This is a genomic window from Mycobacterium sp. FW102-FHT13B02, assembly GCF_058790275.1.
This window is the reverse complement of sequence record NZ_JBYTCM010000007.1, coordinates 1-17026: the sequence shown is the minus strand read 5'-3', so window position 1 is coordinate 17026 and position 17026 is coordinate 1. Positions and strand designations below refer to the sequence as shown.

Genomic DNA, 17026 nt, shown 5'->3' with positions numbered 1-17026 from the left:
TGCCGCGTGCCCAGACTGGTGCCCAGACTGCGTGCTGGCACGCACCGGCGCGGTCGTCGCGCGGCTGCGGTCGTTCATTCACCGTGGCGATCGCGAAGTTCAGATCCAAGACAGCATCGAGCGCGTGCTGCGCGCCGGACGTCAATGGCGGGTGCAGCGCGAATTCAGCCTCTCGCGAGAGGACCGGCCCGACTTTCTGATCGACGGGCACATCGTCATCGAGGTCAAGATGCGGGCCTCGGGCAGTGCCGTGCTGTGGCAGCTTGGCCGGTACGCCCTGGACCGGCGAGTGCATTCCATTGTTGTTGCCTCACCACGGTTGTCGTCCCTCGGTGGCATTCCAGCGGCGATTCACGGCGTTCCGGTACAGGTGGCAGCGCTTCAAGGGGGAGGGCTGCTGCGGTGAGCGCGCGGACCGTGGGCCAGTTCGAGTGGCATCCCAGTGGTGTGTGGGAGGTCTCGGCCAGCCCGGACATCATGGTCCGGGCCAAGCGGTGGTTCCTCGGCGCCATGCCGACCACACGAGGCACGATCACCATCACCGCCAATCTGGAAGCGGCACGGGACCTGGAGTGCTTCATCGACCGGTACCCGATGCGCGCCAGCGAGCAGGATCGTCGGCGGCTGCGGTCTATGGCCTGGGATCATCGCGAGAACGAAAGGACCGTACAGGAGATTCTTGCCGGCGGCGGCGCCCCGGTCGTCGGCGGTCCGGGATGGGTCTCCTCGGCCATTGAATTGCGCGAACCGCAGCGCGTCGCAAGAGATTTGGTGTGGAGCACCGGCGGGGTGCTCATCGCCGATCGTCTCGGTGCCGGTAAGACACTGATGGCACTGTCACTGCTGGAGGATCCCGAAGCGCGTCCGGCGCTGGCGGTGACCTACGCCGGATTGATGCCGCGGCAATGGCGCCGCGAGCTGGCCAAGTTCTACCCGGATCTGACCTCGATCGAGGTGCAGGTCGGGCCAATACATTCGCTGAAGCGCCACGGACGTACTGCCGATTTGATCGTGATGAACTACGCGAAATTGGCGAAGTGGCAGCACCACCTGCGTGGGTTGGTGCGGACGGTCATTTTCGACGAGGTCCACGAGCTTCGCGGCGAGACCTCCGACCGTTACAAGGCGGCGGTGAGCATTGCCCACGCGGCACAGTGGCGCGTCGGGCTCAGCGGCACACCGGTTTTCAACTATGGCGGCACCGAGATGTACAACATCATCGATGCGCTGCGGCCGGGCGTGCTGGGCAGTCGCGAGGAGTTCGCGCGGCAATGGTGTGGCGGTGCATCCTCGCTAGGCCCCAAGACACGGCTGACGAGTACACGGGCTTTCCGCTCCTATCTGAAGACTCACGGCCTGTTGTTGAAGCGGCGGCCCAGCGAGCTGGGGATCGATCTGCCTGAGCCGAAGGTGATCGAGCAGAGTGTGCCGTCCGATCCGGAGGTGCTGCGCCGAATCGAGGGCAATGCGGTGGCACTGGCCCGGCTGATCCTGGATCAGTCCGTCAGTGGTCGCGAAAGATGGTCGGCTGCTCGTGATTTCGATGTTCTGCTGCGGCAATCCACCGGTATCGCCAAGGCCCCGTTCGTTGCTGATGTGGTGCGCCTGTTGCTGCAGACCGAAAGGCGGGTCATTTTGTTGGGCTATCACCATGCGTGCCACAACATTTGGGGGGAGCGGCTCGCCGACTTCAAGCCGGCGTTCTACACCGGGCGCCAGAGTGTCCCGCAAAAGGCGGCGGCACTGCAGGCGTTCGAATCTGGGCGTTCACGGCTACTGATCATGTCGGTCCGATCCGGGGCGGGCCTCGATGGGCTGCAAAAGCTCACGCGCACTGTCGTCTTCGGCGAGCTGGATTGGTCGCCAGCACCCCACGCGCAGGCGATTGGGCGAGTCGATCGGCCGGGGCAAACCGAGGAAGTGCAAGCCATCTTCTGCATTACCGACGCGGGTGCAGATCCAGTGATGCTCGAAACCCTTGATGTGAAGAAGACACAGTTCAGAGGGCTGATCGAGCTGGATGAGGACGACTACGACGAAGACGTCAGCGACGAATACGACGAGCTGGAGCCTGTGATGACCCCCGATCGCTATGCGCTGATCCAGCGCATAGCGGCGAATTACCTGGCCCAGGTCGGCCAGGACGGCAGGAGGACTGCATGAATCCGCGCGAAGCGCTAGATACCCATCAGGCCGCAGTGGAGGCCAAGTATGCGTCGGTGCGTCAGCGTCATCTCGACGGCTTGGCACGGGAGGCCGGTTTCGCCGACGCGGCACAGCAGGCCGCCTACGACCGGCAGGGCTGGTGGTTGCTCATCGATGGCCAGGGCCGCATCCACGGCGTCACGTCGCGGGTGGATTGTCCCACCAAGAGCAACGCGTTCGAGCAGTTCTTTCCGCGCCGGAAAGACCGCCTGGCAGCCGCGGACAGTGGCTGGCACGTCGAACCCGACGACGAACAGGGCGGCCGATTTGCCGCGTGGGCAAAGGAATTGCAGTCACCGCAACAAGACACTGGCGAGTCCCTTCGCGACACCCAGCCCAAGGCCGGAGCCCAGGACTCGGCCCCCGGCCCCGCCACCGTTACGACGTCAGAAGCAGGCATCTCATGAACCACCTCGACGAGTCCCGGCCACCATCACCCCGCGCCACTACGTCGGGCACCACGGACTGTGCTGACCCAATTCCTGGAGTGGTCGCCGCCCGCGACGCACACGAACGCACTCAGCAGGCAAGGACTGTCAAGGACCAGCAGCTGATCAGCGTGCGGCTGCACGGCTGGCAAGTCGAGGTGAACCTTCACACCCGCGCGGTGACCATCCCCATGCAAGACGCCAGCGGCTTGAGTGCGCAGGGCCTGGCGGACTGCCTGGATCAGGCCTACCTGTTGGTCGGCATCGTCACCCACCATGGCGCACGCCTGCGCAGTGCGGCTATTGCGGGGCGCCGCGAGCCCGCGCGCACCGAGCTGCTCGAGGTCCTCGAGACCGGGCGCGAGATCGCCGCACGAGTAGGACGCCGAATCGACGTGTTCACCTGCGCTCATTCGGCGTGGCAACCACACAGCACCGCAATACCTTTCGCACTGGTTACCGCCGCGCTAAGAGGCGCCCTGCCGGCGGGAACAACCCTGACCCGCTACAGCCAACAGTTCCCCGACGAGCAGCTGAGTGACCTATTCGACCGCGCGGCCGCCGATATCCGCGGCGCCGCCCGGATCACCACACACAGGGGTGTGGCATGACCAGGGCTATAGACCGGCGGCGGATCGTTCCCGCCGGTTGCCGGGGGCCGGCGGTTGGCGCCGCCGGTGGCCGCGGCGAACGGCGGTCCCGCCAGCTGCGCGTGCTCACTAGCGACGGGGCGAGCTTGGCCGTGCGCGACGAAGGCCCTCTGGGTGCGGAACACATCGTGGTGTTTGTGCACGGCTTGTGCCTGTCGGATCTGGAATGGGAACTTCAGGTGGAGTACTTGCACAAACGATACGGCGGCGGGATTCGCCTGATCCGCTATGACCAACGCGGACACGGGAATTCGAGCCAAGCTCCTATGAGCAGCTACCGGGTTCCACAGCTTGGGCTGGATTTGGCGGCGGTACTGAGGGTTGTGCAGGTGACTGGGCAAGTAACGCTTGTGACCCATTCGATGGGTGGCATGGCGGCATTGGAGTACTTCGGTCTTGCGCCGGCGGACCGCCCCCTTGAGCCACACGGCCTGGTTCTGATCGCGACGGCCGCCGGCCAGCTCGCCGAGCGAGGGCTGGGCAGGCTCCTGGCGGCCCCTGTGACGGCCGCCCTGGTGGACGTGGTCAATCACACCCCACAGGCCGCCTGGCGGCTGCTGGCGGGCCCACTGGGCGCTGCCGTGGGACATTTGCGGACGCACAGCGCACAGCGCAAAGCACTGGTGGCACTGACTGCCGGCGCGCTGCTGAGCACCCCGGTTGCGACCGCGGTGGGATTCTTACCGAGCCTCAAGGAGTTTGACCAAGCCGCGGTACTCGGAACGATCCGGGCCAGAACAGTCGTGGTCTCGGGAGAGGCCGACTTACTCACCCCGCCGGCGCACAGCGTGCAGATGGCGGCCGCGATCCCTGGTGCGGTACACGTCCAGCTGCCAGGGATCGGGCACATGATCCCGCAGGAGGCCCCGCAGGTAATCAATGCGGCGATCAGTCGCGTCATCGAGGCGGCACCAGATCCTGTCAACGCAAGCTCGGGGATCGGCGATGGGGCTTCTGCGTCATGATTTTCGGCTCTACTGCCACAGCGCGGCTGTGGCTGGATCACGCAGCCCAACAACCGGTTTCAGATGCCGTGCGACGCGCGAGCGCAGCGCTGAGCACCGGAATGCCGGGCGTGGCGGTAATTGCGTGAGTCGTTCTGGGCCCAGGATGCCGCGGCGCGGCGGTGCCCCGGCACGGCGGACGGTGGCCGCACTGTCAGCGATGTCCGACGCGGATTTCGCGGCCGTCCTCACCGCGCAGATCAGCGACCGCGACGCGGCGGTGTGGGAACACCTGGTGTCGGAGGACCTGATCGGCCGGACACGCGCGGCGCTACAGAGTCTGCTCACCGCGCATCTCGCTGAGGTCCGAGACCGCCGGCAAGCGTGGCGCCGAGTGCAGGCCTCCTTGACCAATCCAGACCGGCTACAAGAAGCCAGGGCGGACTATTCGGCTCAGCGTCACCACGATTCAACGCTCACCGCCTCACTACACGCCACCATCGCGGAGGCGAACGCCGCACAGAAGCTGGTTAACCGCGCCGCCGCCGGCAGCCGTGCACGCTCCGAACGAGATCTCTACCGCGCGGTAGTGCGTTCGTTGGCCGAAGGGATCGCAGAGCACCGGCTGACTCTGGGCGATCGTCCTAGGGAGGCAACCGCCGATCAGAAGTTGTGGTCTCTGCTGGACACCGTGACGGTTCCGCACGGAAGTGGTCACGTGCCGCTGAGTGCGCTCCTGGAAGACACCGAGCCGCCGGCGAGCGGATCGCAGAGGTGATCATGCGCACATGGGTCTACGTTCAGACGGTTTCTGCCGCCGCCGCTGTAACACGTGTGACGTATGAGGTAGCCGGTGTTGGCGGCCGGGAGGGGCGCAACGGTGCTGCTAGCGGCGTTTCTGCGAGCCCACGGCCCGGGTTGCCGACGATCGCGGCGGACATTTCAGACCATCTACCTGGAGCTTTAGGCACACCCCTGGGTGTGTCGAAGCGCGGATCCCGACCATTGGCGTGGTCGGATTGGGTAACGACCCGATTAAGGAGGTTCGAACAAGCATTCTAAACCCCTGCTATGCAGGGACTTTACAACTGAATCAGTGGAAACCGCCGAAAGGCACAAAGTGGGTCCCCCGGAGGGGGAAGGGAATTCAGTCCTCGAACGAGAGCCCCCCGGAGTTGACAGCTCCGGGCCGCGGTGAAAGCGAAGCGCCAACTTCTCTTTCAGGTTTCCTCCGTCATACGAAGGAAAATTACCTTGCCAGGTACTTCCGATAGTAGACGCTGGGCTCAAACAGGTGCAATAGGACACCCTGATTTGGCGTGGGAAAAACCTCCCACCAGCGCAAAACCACACCACGGCGTGTCGTATTTACGACCCCGTGGGCACGATCGGACCTCGCAACTGCGGGATCGGATCAGCGTTGCTGACGCAGCACGGGTTCGTTCCCGTGTCGAGACCGCGGCGGCGCCATTGAAGCTCCGTGGCGCTCAAGCATGGGCGCTCAAGGCTGTGCTGATGCTGACGTGCGACTACAAAACCATCACCGACACCCAGCTGGCTCTGCGTCATGTCGCCTCCCGAATCGTCAAAGCCGGCGGCCGGGACTACGACTTCAAGACGATCGGGCGGGCACTGGCCGCACTCACCCGCGCCGAGCTCATCACCTACCAGGCCGCGCGTGGCCGGGGGACCAAGGCGACCCTGGCGATACACGAGCGGTTCGTCGCCGATATCTCCGTACTCGAACGTGACGAACGCGGGCGAGTCATCGTGCCGAAATCAGCTGCCCAAGAACGCGATTCCGTCACCTTTTTTTCGCGGCCCTATAAGGAAAATAATTCCAAGAAAAAAGATCTACCCCCTACCCCCACGGCCAGTTCAGATTCGCAGGCCTCACGGCCGGCGAGGGTCGATGCATCCAGCAACGACACCCGGAAGGTTCTTTGCGAACTGCCCGAGGCCCTAGCGGACCTGCCTCGGCAGCAGCGCTGGGCACTTGGAGCGGCCATCAAACGCAAATTGGCGAAAGGGTTTCTGCCTGAACAGATTTCACGGGTCCTGCACGCGCCGATGCCCGCAGACATGCGCGATCCGCTGGGGGTGGCGCTGTGGCGGCTGACCCAGAACATGCCCGGCGTGGGGCCACGGCTAGCGCCGTTGCAGGCCGAGTGGGATCGCGCTGAGAAGCTGCACGCCGCGGCCGCGGCCGCGGAAGACCAGAGCCGCTGGTACGGCGAGGTCCTCGCGGTGACCAGCGACGACGACCGGAACCGGCTTCTGCAAGCCGATGAAGCCAAGTTCGGCCGGGCCGCAACGGTTCCGGTCGCGGCCCTGGCTAGCGCGGGACGCCGCGCAGCGCGGTTGTTCCCAGGTTTGCCCCTGGGCTCGGCGCTGGCGCGCTGGGCCGATGAGGTGCTCGGGCGTGAACTCCAGTCGGCCGCGGTCGATGTCCGTCCCGCGCGGGATCTCGCCAGCGAACTGGCGATCGGCGGATGTGCCTGCCTGGTGTGCAACACCGAGCACGGCATCCCGCGCCCTGTACTACCGCTGCGGTCGGCAGTGTGCGACCTGTGCTGGCCCATGATCGCCGCTGAGCTTGCCGGCGAGGAAACCCCCGAGCAACACAACGATGATTCGAGCGATTGGGAAGTGCCGGCATGACTGAACTGGACCACCGAGCCCCTACAGAGTCCCGGCGCCGCGGCCGCGGAGATCCGCCGAGCGAACCCGATGACGTGCGCCAGCCACCCCAGGACATGCACGCCGAGCAGTCCGTCCTGGGCGCCCTCCTACTGAGCAAAGACGCGGTCGCCGATGTGTTGGAAGTCCTTGGGCCCGACGATTTTTACCGGCCAAGCCACCTGTACATCTACGATGCGATTCTTGACCTGTTCGGCCGGGGAGAGCCGGCCGACGCCGTCACCGTCGCCGCCGAGCTCGATCGCCGCGGCCACCTCAATCGCATTGGCGGGGCCCCCTACCTTCACACTCTGATCGCGATGGTGCCGACCGCTGCCAACGCCGGCTACTACGCGGCCATCGTCGCGGAGAAAGCCGTTCTCAGGCGACTGGTGACTGCTGGTACCCGGGTCGTGCAATTCGGCTATGCCGGCGCCGCAGGAGCCGAGGTCGCCACAGTAGTCGACCGCGCGCAAGCCGAAATCTATGACGTCACCCGCCGGCGCACGGCCGAAGACATGATCGTCCTGGACAACTTGCTGCAGCCGACCATGGACGAGATCGATGCGATCGCCTCCAGCGGTGGACACGTCAGCGGGGTACCCACCGGATTCGCCGATCTCGACGCCCTCACCACCGGTTTGCACGGCGGTCAGATGATCGTCGTGGCCGCCCGACCCGGCGTGGGCAAAGCCCTGGCGCTGGATACACCGCTGGTCACCCCAACGGGCTGGACAACGATGGGACAGGTCGCCGTTGGCGATGAACTCGTTGGCACCGACGGCCGGCCTACTCGTGTGGTCGCCGCTACCGACGTGATGCGCGAGCGGCCCTGCTACACGATCGAGTTCGATAACGGCACGACGATCATCGCCGACGCAGAACACCAGTGGCCGACCGACCGCGGAACACGGATCACCACCGAGCTGCGTCCCGGCGTCGACGTGATCACCGCCGCAGCGCCCCTGGCCGGAAACCATCTCGCTAGCGATATACATCCGGCAACCGCATACGCGGCTGGCTCCTGGCTGGCTGACCGGCCGGCGGCCCGTCACCTGCACTTGACGGTCAACGATCTGCGTCCGTACTTGCGAGCAGACCGGAGCCAGCGCGCATCACTACTGCAGGGACTCCTCGCCGGACTCGGCTACGCGACCCTTGACGGTCCGGTCGTCATTCACGACAATCCTCGCCGACCTGGAGTGCTGGACTTCGTCGAAGAACTTCTCGCCGCCGAAGGTATCGTCGCCCACCGAGACAGCACCACCATCCGGTATGGCGCCAACGAACTCCAACGGGGGCACCGCATCGTCGCGGTCACCGCCCGCCCGCCCGTGCCAGTGCGCTGCGTCCAGGTGGACAATCACGACCACACCTACTTGGCCGGCCACACGATGGTGCCCACACACAACTCAACCCTCGGTCTGGACTTCATGCGGTCATGCTCCATCCGTCATGGGATGGCCAGCGTGATCTTCTCCCTGGAGATGAGCAAGACCGAGATCGTCATGCGCCTGCTCGCCGCCGAGTCCCGCGTGAAGCTGCAGGCGATGCGCTCTGGGCGGATGACTGACGAGGACTGGGTCAAGATGTCCCGGCGAATGGGCGAAATCTCTTCCGCGCCACTGTATATCGATGATTCTCCGAACCTGACGATGATGGAAATACGAGCAAAAGCCCGCAGGCTCAAACAGAAAACCGACCTGCGCCTGGTGGTCGTGGACTACATGCAACTGATGACGTCAGGCAAACGCTTCGAATCCCGGCAGGCCGAGGTGTCCGATCTGTCCCGCAGTCTGAAGGTGATGGCAAAAGAACTCGACGTTCCTGTGGTTGCCATCAGCCAACTCAATCGCGGTCCCGAACAACGCGTCGACAAGACGCCAGTGGCTTCGGACCTTCGTGAAAGCGGCCAAATTGAACAAGATAGCGATCTGATAATCATGATCCACCGCCCAGATGCGATCGATAAAGACAGCCCCCGGGCCGGCGAAGCGGACCTCCATTTGGTCAAGCATCGCAACGGACCGCAAGCCGTCTTGACTGTTGCCGCCACCCTTCACATCGCCTCGTTCAGGGATCTGGCGCGCGGTCACTGATGATGAGAGAGATTGTCGGCCCCCGCTTGTAGCGTCGGCGGCAACTCATTGGAAAGGAACGAGCCATGATGGCCACCGCGCTCAATGCTGAGGAGTTTGACATCCTGCGGGTCTTCATGACTGCCGGAGCTGACCCAAATCTGTTGGCGCAGTGGGTTGCCGACAATACCGAGACCGCTGTGCCGGTGGCGACTCTCGCGGCTGTCGCCGGTGGCTGGCGTCGCTGTACGCCGGAGGCCCTGCCTGACAGGTAAAAGCCCCGTTCGTCAGCTGCGGCTGCGCAGCATCCTGTAGCCGACGTAGACGACGATGGCCAGGATGATGACCACCAAGAGGCCGGCCGGGATGAGGTGAGCGGCATCGCTGCCAATGCGCCAGCCAAAGCCCCGCACAACGGAATTGATGAATTGCTCGATGATGCTGTGATGGCTCGAGGCTGTGTGGGACGTGGACAGGGCGGGCGCAACGTGGTGTGTCATGAGAAGTGATTCCTTTTCAGTGGTGAATTGATGGGGCTGAAGGTCGAGGTGACTCACTGAGCAGTGGGTGGCCGGCCGCGCGGCCTTCCACCGTGTCGGGTGGGGCTGGCATTCCAGGCGTGCTCGAAGGCCTCAATGGATTCGCGGGTGTACACCGGCCGGCCTGATGGATGCCCTACCGGTTTCGGGAACTGGCTATGGGTCTTGGCGAGCTGGCTGGCCCGCTGGGTGCTTGTCTTGAGCATGCCGGCGATCTCGCTGAGTCCCACCAAATCGATGACCGGTGTGCGCTGGCTCCCGTCGCGAAAGTCTGCGCTGAGCTGGATAGTCAAGGCGGTAGGTTTGAGCAGCCCGGTGGCGGCCGCGGCCGCCGGCAAGGTCCGTTCCAGGGCCTGGTCGAGGCTTTCGGCCTGACATTGGATTCGGACGCTCAAGATGGCGGCATTGCGGTCGTACCGGACCGTAGCCGCCGTGAGGCGGTCTGCCAGGTCGGCGACGTCTTGCACGGTCAACGTGGCGGCCGCGTAGCTCATGCGGATAGTCCAATCCGACATGACCACCTCCTTGCTAGACCCCAACCGTCTCACATAACTATTGAAAACGTCAATAGTTATGTGAGGCTTCGGTAGCGTGGCGCGGCTACATCAATCCGTACGTCCGAGTGATGGGAAGGGGCGCATCCCGCGCGTCTAGTGGTTTTGAACGATGTGCACAATCAAGGCTATACGCGGATAGTGAGCTGATACCTGAGGCCTTGCGGCAAGGTCGGAGCCGGCACAGATGCGGCGGCGCAAGTACGGTAAATAATACTTGGGAAAGACAAGAGATATTGGCACGGCCGGCCACGTGCGCCGCCCGTTGTTGCGGATGAGCTGCGCGCGGTCCTGTCTGGGTTGGCTCCGGCGCGAGCTGGGATGTCCGAAACCGCTGTTAGCATCCAGATTGCTGCGAGAGCGGCGGCTATATCTTTTGTGCACCAACATGATTGAGTCAGGTATCCGATGATTCGGCGAGGAAATCAGCGATGACGACGATGCTCGACAAACCCCGCATCTACACGGACGCCCGTACGCCGAACGCGGTGCTTGCACGCGATCGCCGCGGTGAGGGTGGGCGGCTTTCTGCAGCTTGGCGCAGTTGGCGCCGTAACCGCGAAGGCATGCAGGCGCCGCCGGAGTCACCCCTGGGGTCGGTGGCAGCCAAAGATGCCGAAAGGACGCGTGCCGTCGCGGTGCGGTTCTTCTGGGCGTGGCTTGCTCTATCGACGACGCTGTCCCTGGCCGGAAATTTCGCTGATTCATGGCTCACCGCGCCGCCGAACATGCGCATTCTGGCCTCGGTGGCGGCGCTCGTCCCGCCCACTATTCTCTTTGGTTCGACGCACTCGGTTGCATGCCTAATTAAGGCCGGCCGCGTTGGGTACACCTTTTGGGTCGCGGCGAGCCTCACCACCGGAGTTGCCGTGTGCGCCTTCATATTGAGCTACGACAAGATGCGGCACCTAGTCATCATGCTGGGCACCAGGGAAGAAATCGCTGGCCTGTGGCCTGTGGCCGTGGACCTTTCGATTGTCAACGCCACCATTGCCCTGCTGTCGCTGTCCATGACGCACCGGAAGCCGGCAGCGCCGGCTGAGCGGGCGCCGGGGGCCGAGGTCATCACCGCGGCGGCTGCGCCGCAGGCCACGGGCGGTGATCCCTTGCCGCAGATGGACATCGATGTGGTCTCGCTGACTCAGGCCATTCGGCGAGACCACGGGGATAGCCGCGAGATTGCGGCGCTGTCCGACGATGACATCACTGAAGTGCTCGGCCTACTGATGCGTGGCGAGTCCCAGCGCGGCGTCAACCGTGAGACCGGTCTTCATCACCGCAAGATCAGAGCGGTCCAGTCCGCTGCCCAAGAAGCCACCCGTGGACAGACCGGCCCGTGGAGCATGGCACCGTCGCCGGCGGAAACTGAGGCATGGGCCGATAGTGCCATGGGCAGAGCGGCCCAGGTTGAGGTGGCGCTGAGCTCGTGACCGTTACCAATCGCGGCGGCTGCCCAGACAGCCCCTGCGCCGACATGACGAACCGCAGAGCCAGTTCTATGCCTCCGTTCCGCGCGAATCATGGGAAAGCAGCGCTGAATACGCCAAGCGGGAAACGGCCCACCGCAAGCACGGCGAATGCGAAGAAGTGCCATGCCCGACCCGCGAAGGCCTCAGTGGTCACGGTCAGCTGGCCACCAGCCTGGCGACGTTAACTGCCTCTGCGTGGCAATCTCGCCGGCCCACAGCGGCCGTATGTGGCCGGCGACCGGGCGGCCGTCCTCGAGGCGGCCGCAGCGTGCCGCGACAACTGCGGCAGTGATCGTCCGGGCACAACAGTCCTGGGACGACCTTCAACACCGGCTTGGCGCAGCGCGGAGCTAGGGGGCGAGGTAGTTCAGTAGTTCAGAGCGACCAACCACTAGCCTCTCCGCCCCTCGCCGGGGCGGAGAGGCTAGTTTTCAAAGATGGTGCGGGGCTGAATGTTTCAAGCCATTTGTGTCGGGGGCGCTTGATAGACTGAGGAGGTCAGGGCACGCCATCCGGGTGGGCCGCGATTGTCAGGAGTTTGTCATGAGTGCTGGTGTGATCGATGGTGTGGCGACGGTTGTCGCTCGGTCCGTGGCGGAGCTACTCGGGGCCGGTGAGGTTCCTGAAGTGCCGTCAGTGGTGGTTGTCGGCCAGGGCCCGTCTGGTGCGTCGGGGTGGTTGGTGGTTCAAGAGGCTGTGGCACGCGAACGCCGGTGCGCTGTCGTGGGCTTGGGTGGTGGCGTCTTGGCGGCAGGCCTAATCACGGAGGTCATGGTGGCCTCGTCGCCGGCGGCGGCAGCAGACCCGTTGCCAGCGTGGGTGATGCCGCTGGCTGGCGCTCTCTGGGATGCGCAACGTGTTCAGTCTGAGCTGGCGCGGTTTCAGGCGGCGACGGCGGCACATTTCGAGGCGGCGTGCGAGTTCGCCGATTCGAAGGGCTACTGCTCGGACTTCGACGAATTCATGGAGGACCGTGGGTTGCCGGGGCGTAATCGCCCGTACACGGTCACAATTCGGGCCTCGGTCGACGTAGAGGTGCAAGTGAGGGCGCGCAGCGTCAGCATGGCCGAGGACAGCGTGGGTGATAGCGAAATCGCGGACGCGCTCTCAGAAATGGGGAGCCACGAGATCCTGTGCGCGGTCGGGTCTCATGAGGTGCTGCGGACCGAAACTGTGGATTAGACCGAGGGTGTCTCCGGTGCCGCGAGCGCGGCACTGGAGACACCCTCCCCGCCCCTCGCTGGGCCGGGGAGTTGGGGATGTGTTGCACTGTCTCAGTGCGTCTTTCGGCTCAATTTCTTGTCGGTGGTGAGCTTTATGCTCAGAGGTGTAAGGGCACGCCATCCGGGTGGGCCCGCTTCAAACTCAAGGGAGTTTCTTGTCATGACGATCTCTAGCGACTTGTCGGTGGTGGGTCTGCGCATCGGGCTCGACGGGACGGTCGAGGATGTGGTGCTGGCCGCCGATGAATCCGGTGGCTACATGGATGCTGTGCGCAGGGCGATCGGCTGCCGCTGGATTGAACGGGTGCAGCTGACCCCGTATGTGACGATGTGGCTCGATGAGGACGGGATGCCCGACTTCGAGGATGCTGAGCGATTCTCCGCGGCGGTTAACCGCAAGGCCACGCTGATCGCGGCCCGGTTCGGCTTGACTCACCAGCCGTACTTCGGGAACGCCGTGTTCGTAGGCGGTGACGCGCGCATCTGCGGTCTGAGCGTGGAACGTCTCGACGCGCTGCGGACGTTGGCGGCATTACTTGGCGTTCTGGTCGATCTCGCCGAGGACGCCAAGACGGCTGGCGGTGCCCGATGAGCGCGCCGGATCGCAGCTTGGTTGATCGGGCCCGGGCCCGGGCGTTGGGGTCGGTTGCCGCGTTGTCGCAAGCGCAGCGGGCTAGTGGCGGGTGCGAATCGGTCATCTCTGACGAGCTCGCGGACCTGGCCGCCACTATCGCGGAGATGGACGCGTTCGCGGTGTCGATGCACGGGGCCGACGGCGACATTGCCGCCGAGGATTACCCCCGGTATGACGAACGGATGGCCGATTTTCGGGTGTCGGTCTCTGAGTGCGCCGTAGCGGTCCTGTCGGCCCTGCTGGGCGCCAAGGGGACCGATCGGGCGGTTCCGTTCGGTTGCGGGCCCGCTGGGGGCGGCAGCGATGTGGTCCTGCCGAATGCGGAGACCGGCGAGCCCACCGATTTAGTCAGCATGGTCGACCTTGGGGCCCGGTGGGGCTGGCAGCTGGAAGGGGCCGAGAATAACCGGCTGTCGTGGACGCGGGCGGCCAACCGGATCATCGCTGTATTCGCCGGATCTTCGCAGCGCGTGCGCTATGCCGCGCTGCTCAACTACACCGTCCAGCACGACACGGGAGCCGCGGAATTTGGGACGGCCGTGTGGCGGGGTATCGGCAACGGGGGCGACCGCGCCGAGGCGCTGGACTCTTTGGGCAAGTGGTTCCGGCAGGAGCCCAGACAACTCGACGGGCCGACCCAGTGGTGACCGCCGGGCCAACGCCAGAGGTCCAGGGCCCGCCGTATTGCGCACGGCTTCTGCAGGCGGCGTGCGTCGAGGAGCTGGCCGCATTGTTCGACGGTCAACCGAAGCGGTCCCTGGCAATGACGCACGAGGGTGTGAATATCCAGCGCGACAACGATATTCGTGCCGGATGGGCGGCGCGCGCGGTGATTGCCTACGGCAAACACCTGGGTAGTGGGGAACTGACTGAGGACCTGACGACGGTCATCGGCGATTTGATCGGGGATCTGCTGCACCTTCTCGACGCCGTTGAAGTCGAGTGGGATGACGTGCGCGAGCGGGCCGAACGTTTCCACGGGCAGGAGGTCACCGGCGACCTATAACCGCATCGTCGCGGCGGCTGGGGGATCAGGGTTTCTGCTCTGGCCCCCAGCCCTCCGCCCCTCGCGGAGACGGGGAGGCGAGAGACCAATTGTGTTGCCCTGTTGTGGGTTTAGGTGCGTGCCGGACTTGTCGGTGGGCGGTTCTAGCATGGGTGGCAGTTGGGGCAGCGCCACCAGGGCGGGCCCGGAACCCGAGAGGGGAGCTTTTCTCATGGAGCAAGTCATGGTGGTTTTGCAGGGCCTGGCGGGCGCGGGTAAGTCGACGTGGGCCAAGGCCTGGAGCGAGGCGGATCCGCAGCGGCGGGTAGTGGTGAACCGCGACCAGATTCGCTATCAGCTGTTCAGCCGGTATAACGACCTAACCCCGGAGCAGGAGGCCGTCGTCACCGATGTGGAGTTCGGCCGCGCGTGTCAGTCGCTGCGTGCCGGAAAGTCGGTGGTGATCGATGCAACCAACCTGAAGCGCGAATATCGCTCCGTGTGGGCGGAACTGGCTGTCCGTCACGGTGTGCGCTATGAGCTCGTCACGATTGATACGTCGCTGGCGGAATGCCTGCGCCGCAACCGCGCTCGCGCGGCTGCCGGTGGTCGATTTGTGCCGGAGGACGCTATTCGCGCGATGTATGAATCCGCCGAGCAGGATGCGGAGGTCGAGAACTCGGCTGTCGTCACAGTGGGAGGTCTCCCAGCGGACCTCGACGCCGTGGCCGCGCAGGTGGACCCGATTAAGGCGCGGTATGCCGTTGCCCGGGTGTGTGCCGCGCTGGGCTGCCAGTTTGACTGGAATCCGGACACGCTTGATTGGGTTGCAGAGGCCGTGGTCCCGGCTGCACCCGGCCACTGCCCGCCGTTTCTCGATCAGAACCCCAAGGCCGTCATTTTCTGGCAGAACATTGCCGGGCGACGGTGACAGGCACGAAGGTTAGAAAGGAGAGGTGCGAGATGGCCGAGGTAGCGAAAAAGGCCGGCGTTGCGCGACCCGGACCGCCGTTAACCCGAGCTCGCCCGTCACGCCTCAACGCTGTTGTAGCGCTCCGTGTTTGGGCTTTGGCGGGTGGTCATAACTTGTCGGTGGGTGCCGCTAGCATGAGTGCTAGTTAGGGCAGTGCCACCAGGGCGGGCCCGGATCCCGAAAGGGGAATGTTATGACCGTCGTCGTCAAGACCTCCGCACCCGCCGGTCGTGGCCGCAACAAGCCCACTGCGCGTCGAGGAAAGTCCCCCGAGCGTCGTGAGGTCGACTGGCCCCAGATGCTGAACGGTGCGCTCACCGTGCCTGGTCAGCTCACTGACACCTATTGCCGCTTCTACCGGTATTCCTTCCTCAATCAGCTGATGCTGCTGGCGCAGGGCGTGACTGAGCCGTGTGCATCATTCGCCACGTGGATCAAGCTCGGCCGTGTCCCGGTCCGTGGTGGTGGCCGCGCCGTGCTGCACCCGTACCCGGTCACCGAGGTCGATGAGAAGACCGGCGAGAAAAAGGTTGTGCGAACACGGTTTTTCCCGAAGGCCACGGCGTTCCCGTACAGCCAGACAACCGGGCCGGAGGTGGAATGGCCGGAGCTACCCGCGTGGGACTGGCAGCAGGCCTACGACGCACTCGGCGTCCAGCTCGTTCCGTTCGACGGGATCCTCGATGGCAACATTCAAGGCCTGAGCTACGGGAACACGCTCATGGTCAGCCCGATCGCCAAGTACCCGGCCAAGACCGCCCTGCACGAACTTGCTCACCTGGTGCTTGGCCACTGCGCAGATGATCCGGCGGCCGAACGGCCGTGCCGCGACGTGTGCGAATTCCAGGCCGAGGCCACGGCGCACCTACTGGCCCACGAACTGGACCTGTGCGAGTGGGACCCCAGTGAGTCGCGCGCGTACATCCAGGGATGGCTTGGCGGCGAGGACGTCAAGGAGCGTGACATCAGGGCCGTATTCGCGGCCGTGGACAAAATCCTGCGTGCCGGGCGCACTACGTCGGCAGCGGAGGAGTGAAGACCATGACAACGTCGCAGATGCACGGCCGCGCGCGGGTCGAGAAAACGACGACAGAGCTGGTGCGCGGCGAACGTATCGAGCTGTGCAACGGGCTCTTGCCCACGATAGGGGCGATCCGCCATACCGGGTACGAGAACGCCCGCAGGGTCGGCATCTGGGGAATCTGGTACCAGGAACCGGCCACCAATAGGTGGGGCGAGGGGAACTCGTGGACAGCAGACCAGGTTTGGGAGCTCGGCGAGGATGAGATCTACCGCCAGGTGCCGTGCAGGGAGAGCGCCGGCGGGTCATGACAATCAGGTCAGGTAAAGAATTGCTGCGGCTGGCGTTTACCGAGCCGGCTGAAGACGCGGGCGAATTCGCCGGCCGTCTCGTTGACTACATCAGCGACCAGGTGATGTTGATGGCAGTTGAATCGTCCCTGAATGACTCGTCAGTCGGTGTAAGTCGAGAGTTCTCACGAGTGTTCGACAACCTGTTCCGCAGCGTCCTGGAGCACCTCGACCGGATCAATCCGACTGGTGCGGCGTACCTACGGCGCGGAGTTCTGATGCTCCTGTTCCCAACGGTGGACAAGGAGGGTGGTTCCGGTCCGATCACAGTGCGGGTCGGGGAGGACTTCATCG

20 protein-coding genes are annotated in these 17026 nt (G+C 64.6%); 18 read left to right on the top strand and 2 right to left on the bottom strand.

What is annotated here, in order from left to right; translation table 11 throughout:
* Positions 1-31: 31 nt before the first annotated feature.
* From AC3WTE_RS13930 to AC3WTE_RS13890, 9 genes are all read left to right on the top strand, one after another.
* Entirely contained in the window at positions 32-406 is a 375-nt protein-coding gene (locus tag AC3WTE_RS13930) for a hypothetical protein (RefSeq protein ID WP_492438314.1), read from the top strand.
* A 188-nt stretch (positions 407-594) separates the two neighbouring features.
* Complete coding sequence (locus AC3WTE_RS13925) at positions 595-2163, top strand: SNF2-related protein (protein WP_492438313.1); 1569 nt, start codon at positions 595-597, stop codon at positions 2161-2163.
* The gene (locus tag AC3WTE_RS13920; protein ID WP_492438311.1) at positions 2160-2612 is read left to right on the top strand and encodes a hypothetical protein; all 453 of its coding nucleotides are present in this window, start codon (positions 2160-2162) and stop codon (positions 2610-2612) included. Before AC3WTE_RS13925 ends, AC3WTE_RS13920 begins: the two co-directional genes overlap by 4 nt.
* Positions 2609-3244, top strand: a complete 636-nt coding sequence (locus AC3WTE_RS13915; RefSeq protein WP_492438309.1) for a hypothetical protein — start codon at positions 2609-2611, stop codon at positions 3242-3244. The genes AC3WTE_RS13920 and AC3WTE_RS13915 overlap by 4 nt, the downstream gene beginning before the upstream one ends.
* Positions 3241-4248, top strand: a complete 1008-nt coding sequence (locus tag AC3WTE_RS13910; protein WP_492438307.1) for an alpha/beta fold hydrolase — start codon at positions 3241-3243, stop codon at positions 4246-4248. The genes AC3WTE_RS13915 and AC3WTE_RS13910 overlap by 4 nt, the downstream gene beginning before the upstream one ends.
* Before the next feature lie 199 nt (positions 4249-4447).
* A complete protein-coding gene (locus AC3WTE_RS13905) occupies positions 4448-5005 on the top strand; it encodes a hypothetical protein (protein ID WP_492438306.1) in 558 nt (185 codons plus the stop codon).
* A 416-nt stretch (positions 5006-5421) separates the two neighbouring features.
* A complete protein-coding gene (locus AC3WTE_RS13900) occupies positions 5422-6888 on the top strand; it encodes a hypothetical protein (protein ID WP_492438305.1) in 1467 nt (488 codons plus the stop codon).
* Positions 6885-9005 (top strand): replicative DNA helicase, encoded by a 2121-nt coding sequence (gene dnaB, locus AC3WTE_RS13895; protein ID WP_492438304.1) that lies wholly within the window; start codon positions 6885-6887, stop codon positions 9003-9005. Before AC3WTE_RS13900 ends, dnaB begins: the two co-directional genes overlap by 4 nt.
* Positions 9006-9070: 65 nt before the next feature.
* Positions 9071-9259: a hypothetical protein gene (locus AC3WTE_RS13890; protein WP_280109344.1), complete on the top strand. Its 189-nt coding sequence runs from the start codon at positions 9071-9073 to the stop codon at positions 9257-9259.
* Positions 9260-9271: 12 nt separating this feature from the next.
* Here the strand turns inward: AC3WTE_RS13890 and AC3WTE_RS13885 are convergent, their stop codons facing one another.
* Both AC3WTE_RS13885 and AC3WTE_RS13880 read right to left on the bottom strand, forming a co-directional pair.
* Positions 9272-9484 carry a hypothetical protein gene (locus tag AC3WTE_RS13885; protein WP_165682462.1) on the bottom strand — a complete coding sequence of 71 codons (213 nt, stop codon included), beginning with the start codon at positions 9482-9484 and terminating at the stop codon, positions 9272-9274.
* Positions 9485-9537: 53 nt separating this feature from the next.
* The gene (locus AC3WTE_RS13880; RefSeq protein ID WP_492438302.1) at positions 9538-10038 is read right to left on the bottom strand and encodes a hypothetical protein; all 501 of its coding nucleotides are present in this window, start codon (positions 10036-10038) and stop codon (positions 9538-9540) included.
* A gap of 470 nt (positions 10039-10508) precedes the next feature.
* Between AC3WTE_RS13880 and AC3WTE_RS13875 the strand changes: the two genes are divergently transcribed.
* From AC3WTE_RS13875 to AC3WTE_RS13835, 9 genes are all read left to right on the top strand, one after another.
* Positions 10509-11507, top strand: coding sequence for a DUF2637 domain-containing protein (locus tag AC3WTE_RS13875; RefSeq protein ID WP_492438300.1), 999 nt, complete (start codon positions 10509-10511; stop codon positions 11505-11507).
* An 810-nt stretch (positions 11508-12317) separates the two neighbouring features.
* The gene (locus AC3WTE_RS13870; RefSeq protein WP_492438299.1) at positions 12318-12728 is read left to right on the top strand and encodes a hypothetical protein; all 411 of its coding nucleotides are present in this window, start codon (positions 12318-12320) and stop codon (positions 12726-12728) included.
* A 201-nt stretch (positions 12729-12929) separates the two neighbouring features.
* On the top strand, positions 12930-13361 hold the full coding sequence (locus AC3WTE_RS13865) for a DUF3846 domain-containing protein (RefSeq protein ID WP_165682458.1): 432 nt from the start codon (positions 12930-12932) through the stop codon (positions 13359-13361).
* On the top strand, positions 13358-14050 hold the full coding sequence (locus tag AC3WTE_RS13860) for a hypothetical protein (RefSeq protein ID WP_280109349.1): 693 nt from the start codon (positions 13358-13360) through the stop codon (positions 14048-14050). Before AC3WTE_RS13865 ends, AC3WTE_RS13860 begins: the two co-directional genes overlap by 4 nt.
* Positions 14044-14409 (top strand): hypothetical protein, encoded by a 366-nt coding sequence (locus AC3WTE_RS13855; RefSeq protein WP_492438297.1) that lies wholly within the window; start codon positions 14044-14046, stop codon positions 14407-14409. Before AC3WTE_RS13860 ends, AC3WTE_RS13855 begins: the two co-directional genes overlap by 7 nt.
* A gap of 211 nt (positions 14410-14620) precedes the next feature.
* Positions 14621-15319: an AAA family ATPase gene (locus AC3WTE_RS13850; RefSeq protein ID WP_492438295.1), complete on the top strand. Its 699-nt coding sequence runs from the start codon at positions 14621-14623 to the stop codon at positions 15317-15319.
* A gap of 235 nt (positions 15320-15554) precedes the next feature.
* Entirely contained in the window at positions 15555-16397 is an 843-nt protein-coding gene (locus AC3WTE_RS13845) for a hypothetical protein (RefSeq protein ID WP_492438294.1), read from the top strand.
* 5 nt (positions 16398-16402) lie between these two features.
* On the top strand, positions 16403-16693 hold the full coding sequence (locus tag AC3WTE_RS13840; protein WP_492438292.1) for a hypothetical protein: 291 nt from the start codon (positions 16403-16405) through the stop codon (positions 16691-16693).
* On the top strand, positions 16690-17026 hold a 337-nt coding region (locus AC3WTE_RS13835), incomplete at its 3' end, for a hypothetical protein (RefSeq protein ID WP_492438291.1). The genes AC3WTE_RS13840 and AC3WTE_RS13835, both read left to right, overlap by 4 nt.

Excerpts from the sequence above, each read along its gene's own strand:
- AC3WTE_RS13925 (WP_492438313.1), top strand. The coding sequence starts at position 595 with ATGCGCGCCAGCGAGCAGGATCGTCGGCGGCTGCGGTCTATGGCCTGG.
- AC3WTE_RS13920 (WP_492438311.1), top strand. The coding sequence starts at position 2,160 with ATGAATCCGCGCGAAGCGCTAGATACCCATCAGGCCGCAGTGGAGGCC.
- AC3WTE_RS13915 (WP_492438309.1), top strand. The coding sequence starts at position 2,609 with ATGAACCACCTCGACGAGTCCCGGCCACCATCACCCCGCGCCACTACG.
- AC3WTE_RS13910 (WP_492438307.1), top strand. The coding sequence starts at position 3,241 with ATGACCAGGGCTATAGACCGGCGGCGGATCGTTCCCGCCGGTTGCCGG.
- AC3WTE_RS13905 (WP_492438306.1), top strand. The coding sequence starts at position 4,448 with ATGTCCGACGCGGATTTCGCGGCCGTCCTCACCGCGCAGATCAGCGAC.
- dnaB (WP_492438304.1), top strand. The coding sequence starts at position 6,885 with ATGACTGAACTGGACCACCGAGCCCCTACAGAGTCCCGGCGCCGCGGC.
- AC3WTE_RS13890 (WP_280109344.1), top strand. The coding sequence starts at position 9,071 with ATGATGGCCACCGCGCTCAATGCTGAGGAGTTTGACATCCTGCGGGTC.
- AC3WTE_RS13885 (WP_165682462.1), bottom strand. The coding sequence starts at position 9,484 with ATGACACACCACGTTGCGCCCGCCCTGTCCACGTCCCACACAGCCTCG.
- AC3WTE_RS13880 (WP_492438302.1), bottom strand. The coding sequence starts at position 10,038 with ATGTCGGATTGGACTATCCGCATGAGCTACGCGGCCGCCACGTTGACC.
- AC3WTE_RS13875 (WP_492438300.1), top strand. The coding sequence starts at position 10,509 with ATGACGACGATGCTCGACAAACCCCGCATCTACACGGACGCCCGTACG.
- AC3WTE_RS13870 (WP_492438299.1), top strand. The coding sequence starts at position 12,318 with ATGGTGGCCTCGTCGCCGGCGGCGGCAGCAGACCCGTTGCCAGCGTGG.
- AC3WTE_RS13865 (WP_165682458.1), top strand. The coding sequence starts at position 12,930 with ATGACGATCTCTAGCGACTTGTCGGTGGTGGGTCTGCGCATCGGGCTC.
- AC3WTE_RS13860 (WP_280109349.1), top strand. The coding sequence starts at position 13,358 with ATGAGCGCGCCGGATCGCAGCTTGGTTGATCGGGCCCGGGCCCGGGCG.
- AC3WTE_RS13850 (WP_492438295.1), top strand. The coding sequence starts at position 14,621 with ATGGAGCAAGTCATGGTGGTTTTGCAGGGCCTGGCGGGCGCGGGTAAG.
- AC3WTE_RS13845 (WP_492438294.1), top strand. The coding sequence starts at position 15,555 with ATGACCGTCGTCGTCAAGACCTCCGCACCCGCCGGTCGTGGCCGCAAC.
- AC3WTE_RS13840 (WP_492438292.1), top strand. The coding sequence starts at position 16,403 with ATGACAACGTCGCAGATGCACGGCCGCGCGCGGGTCGAGAAAACGACG.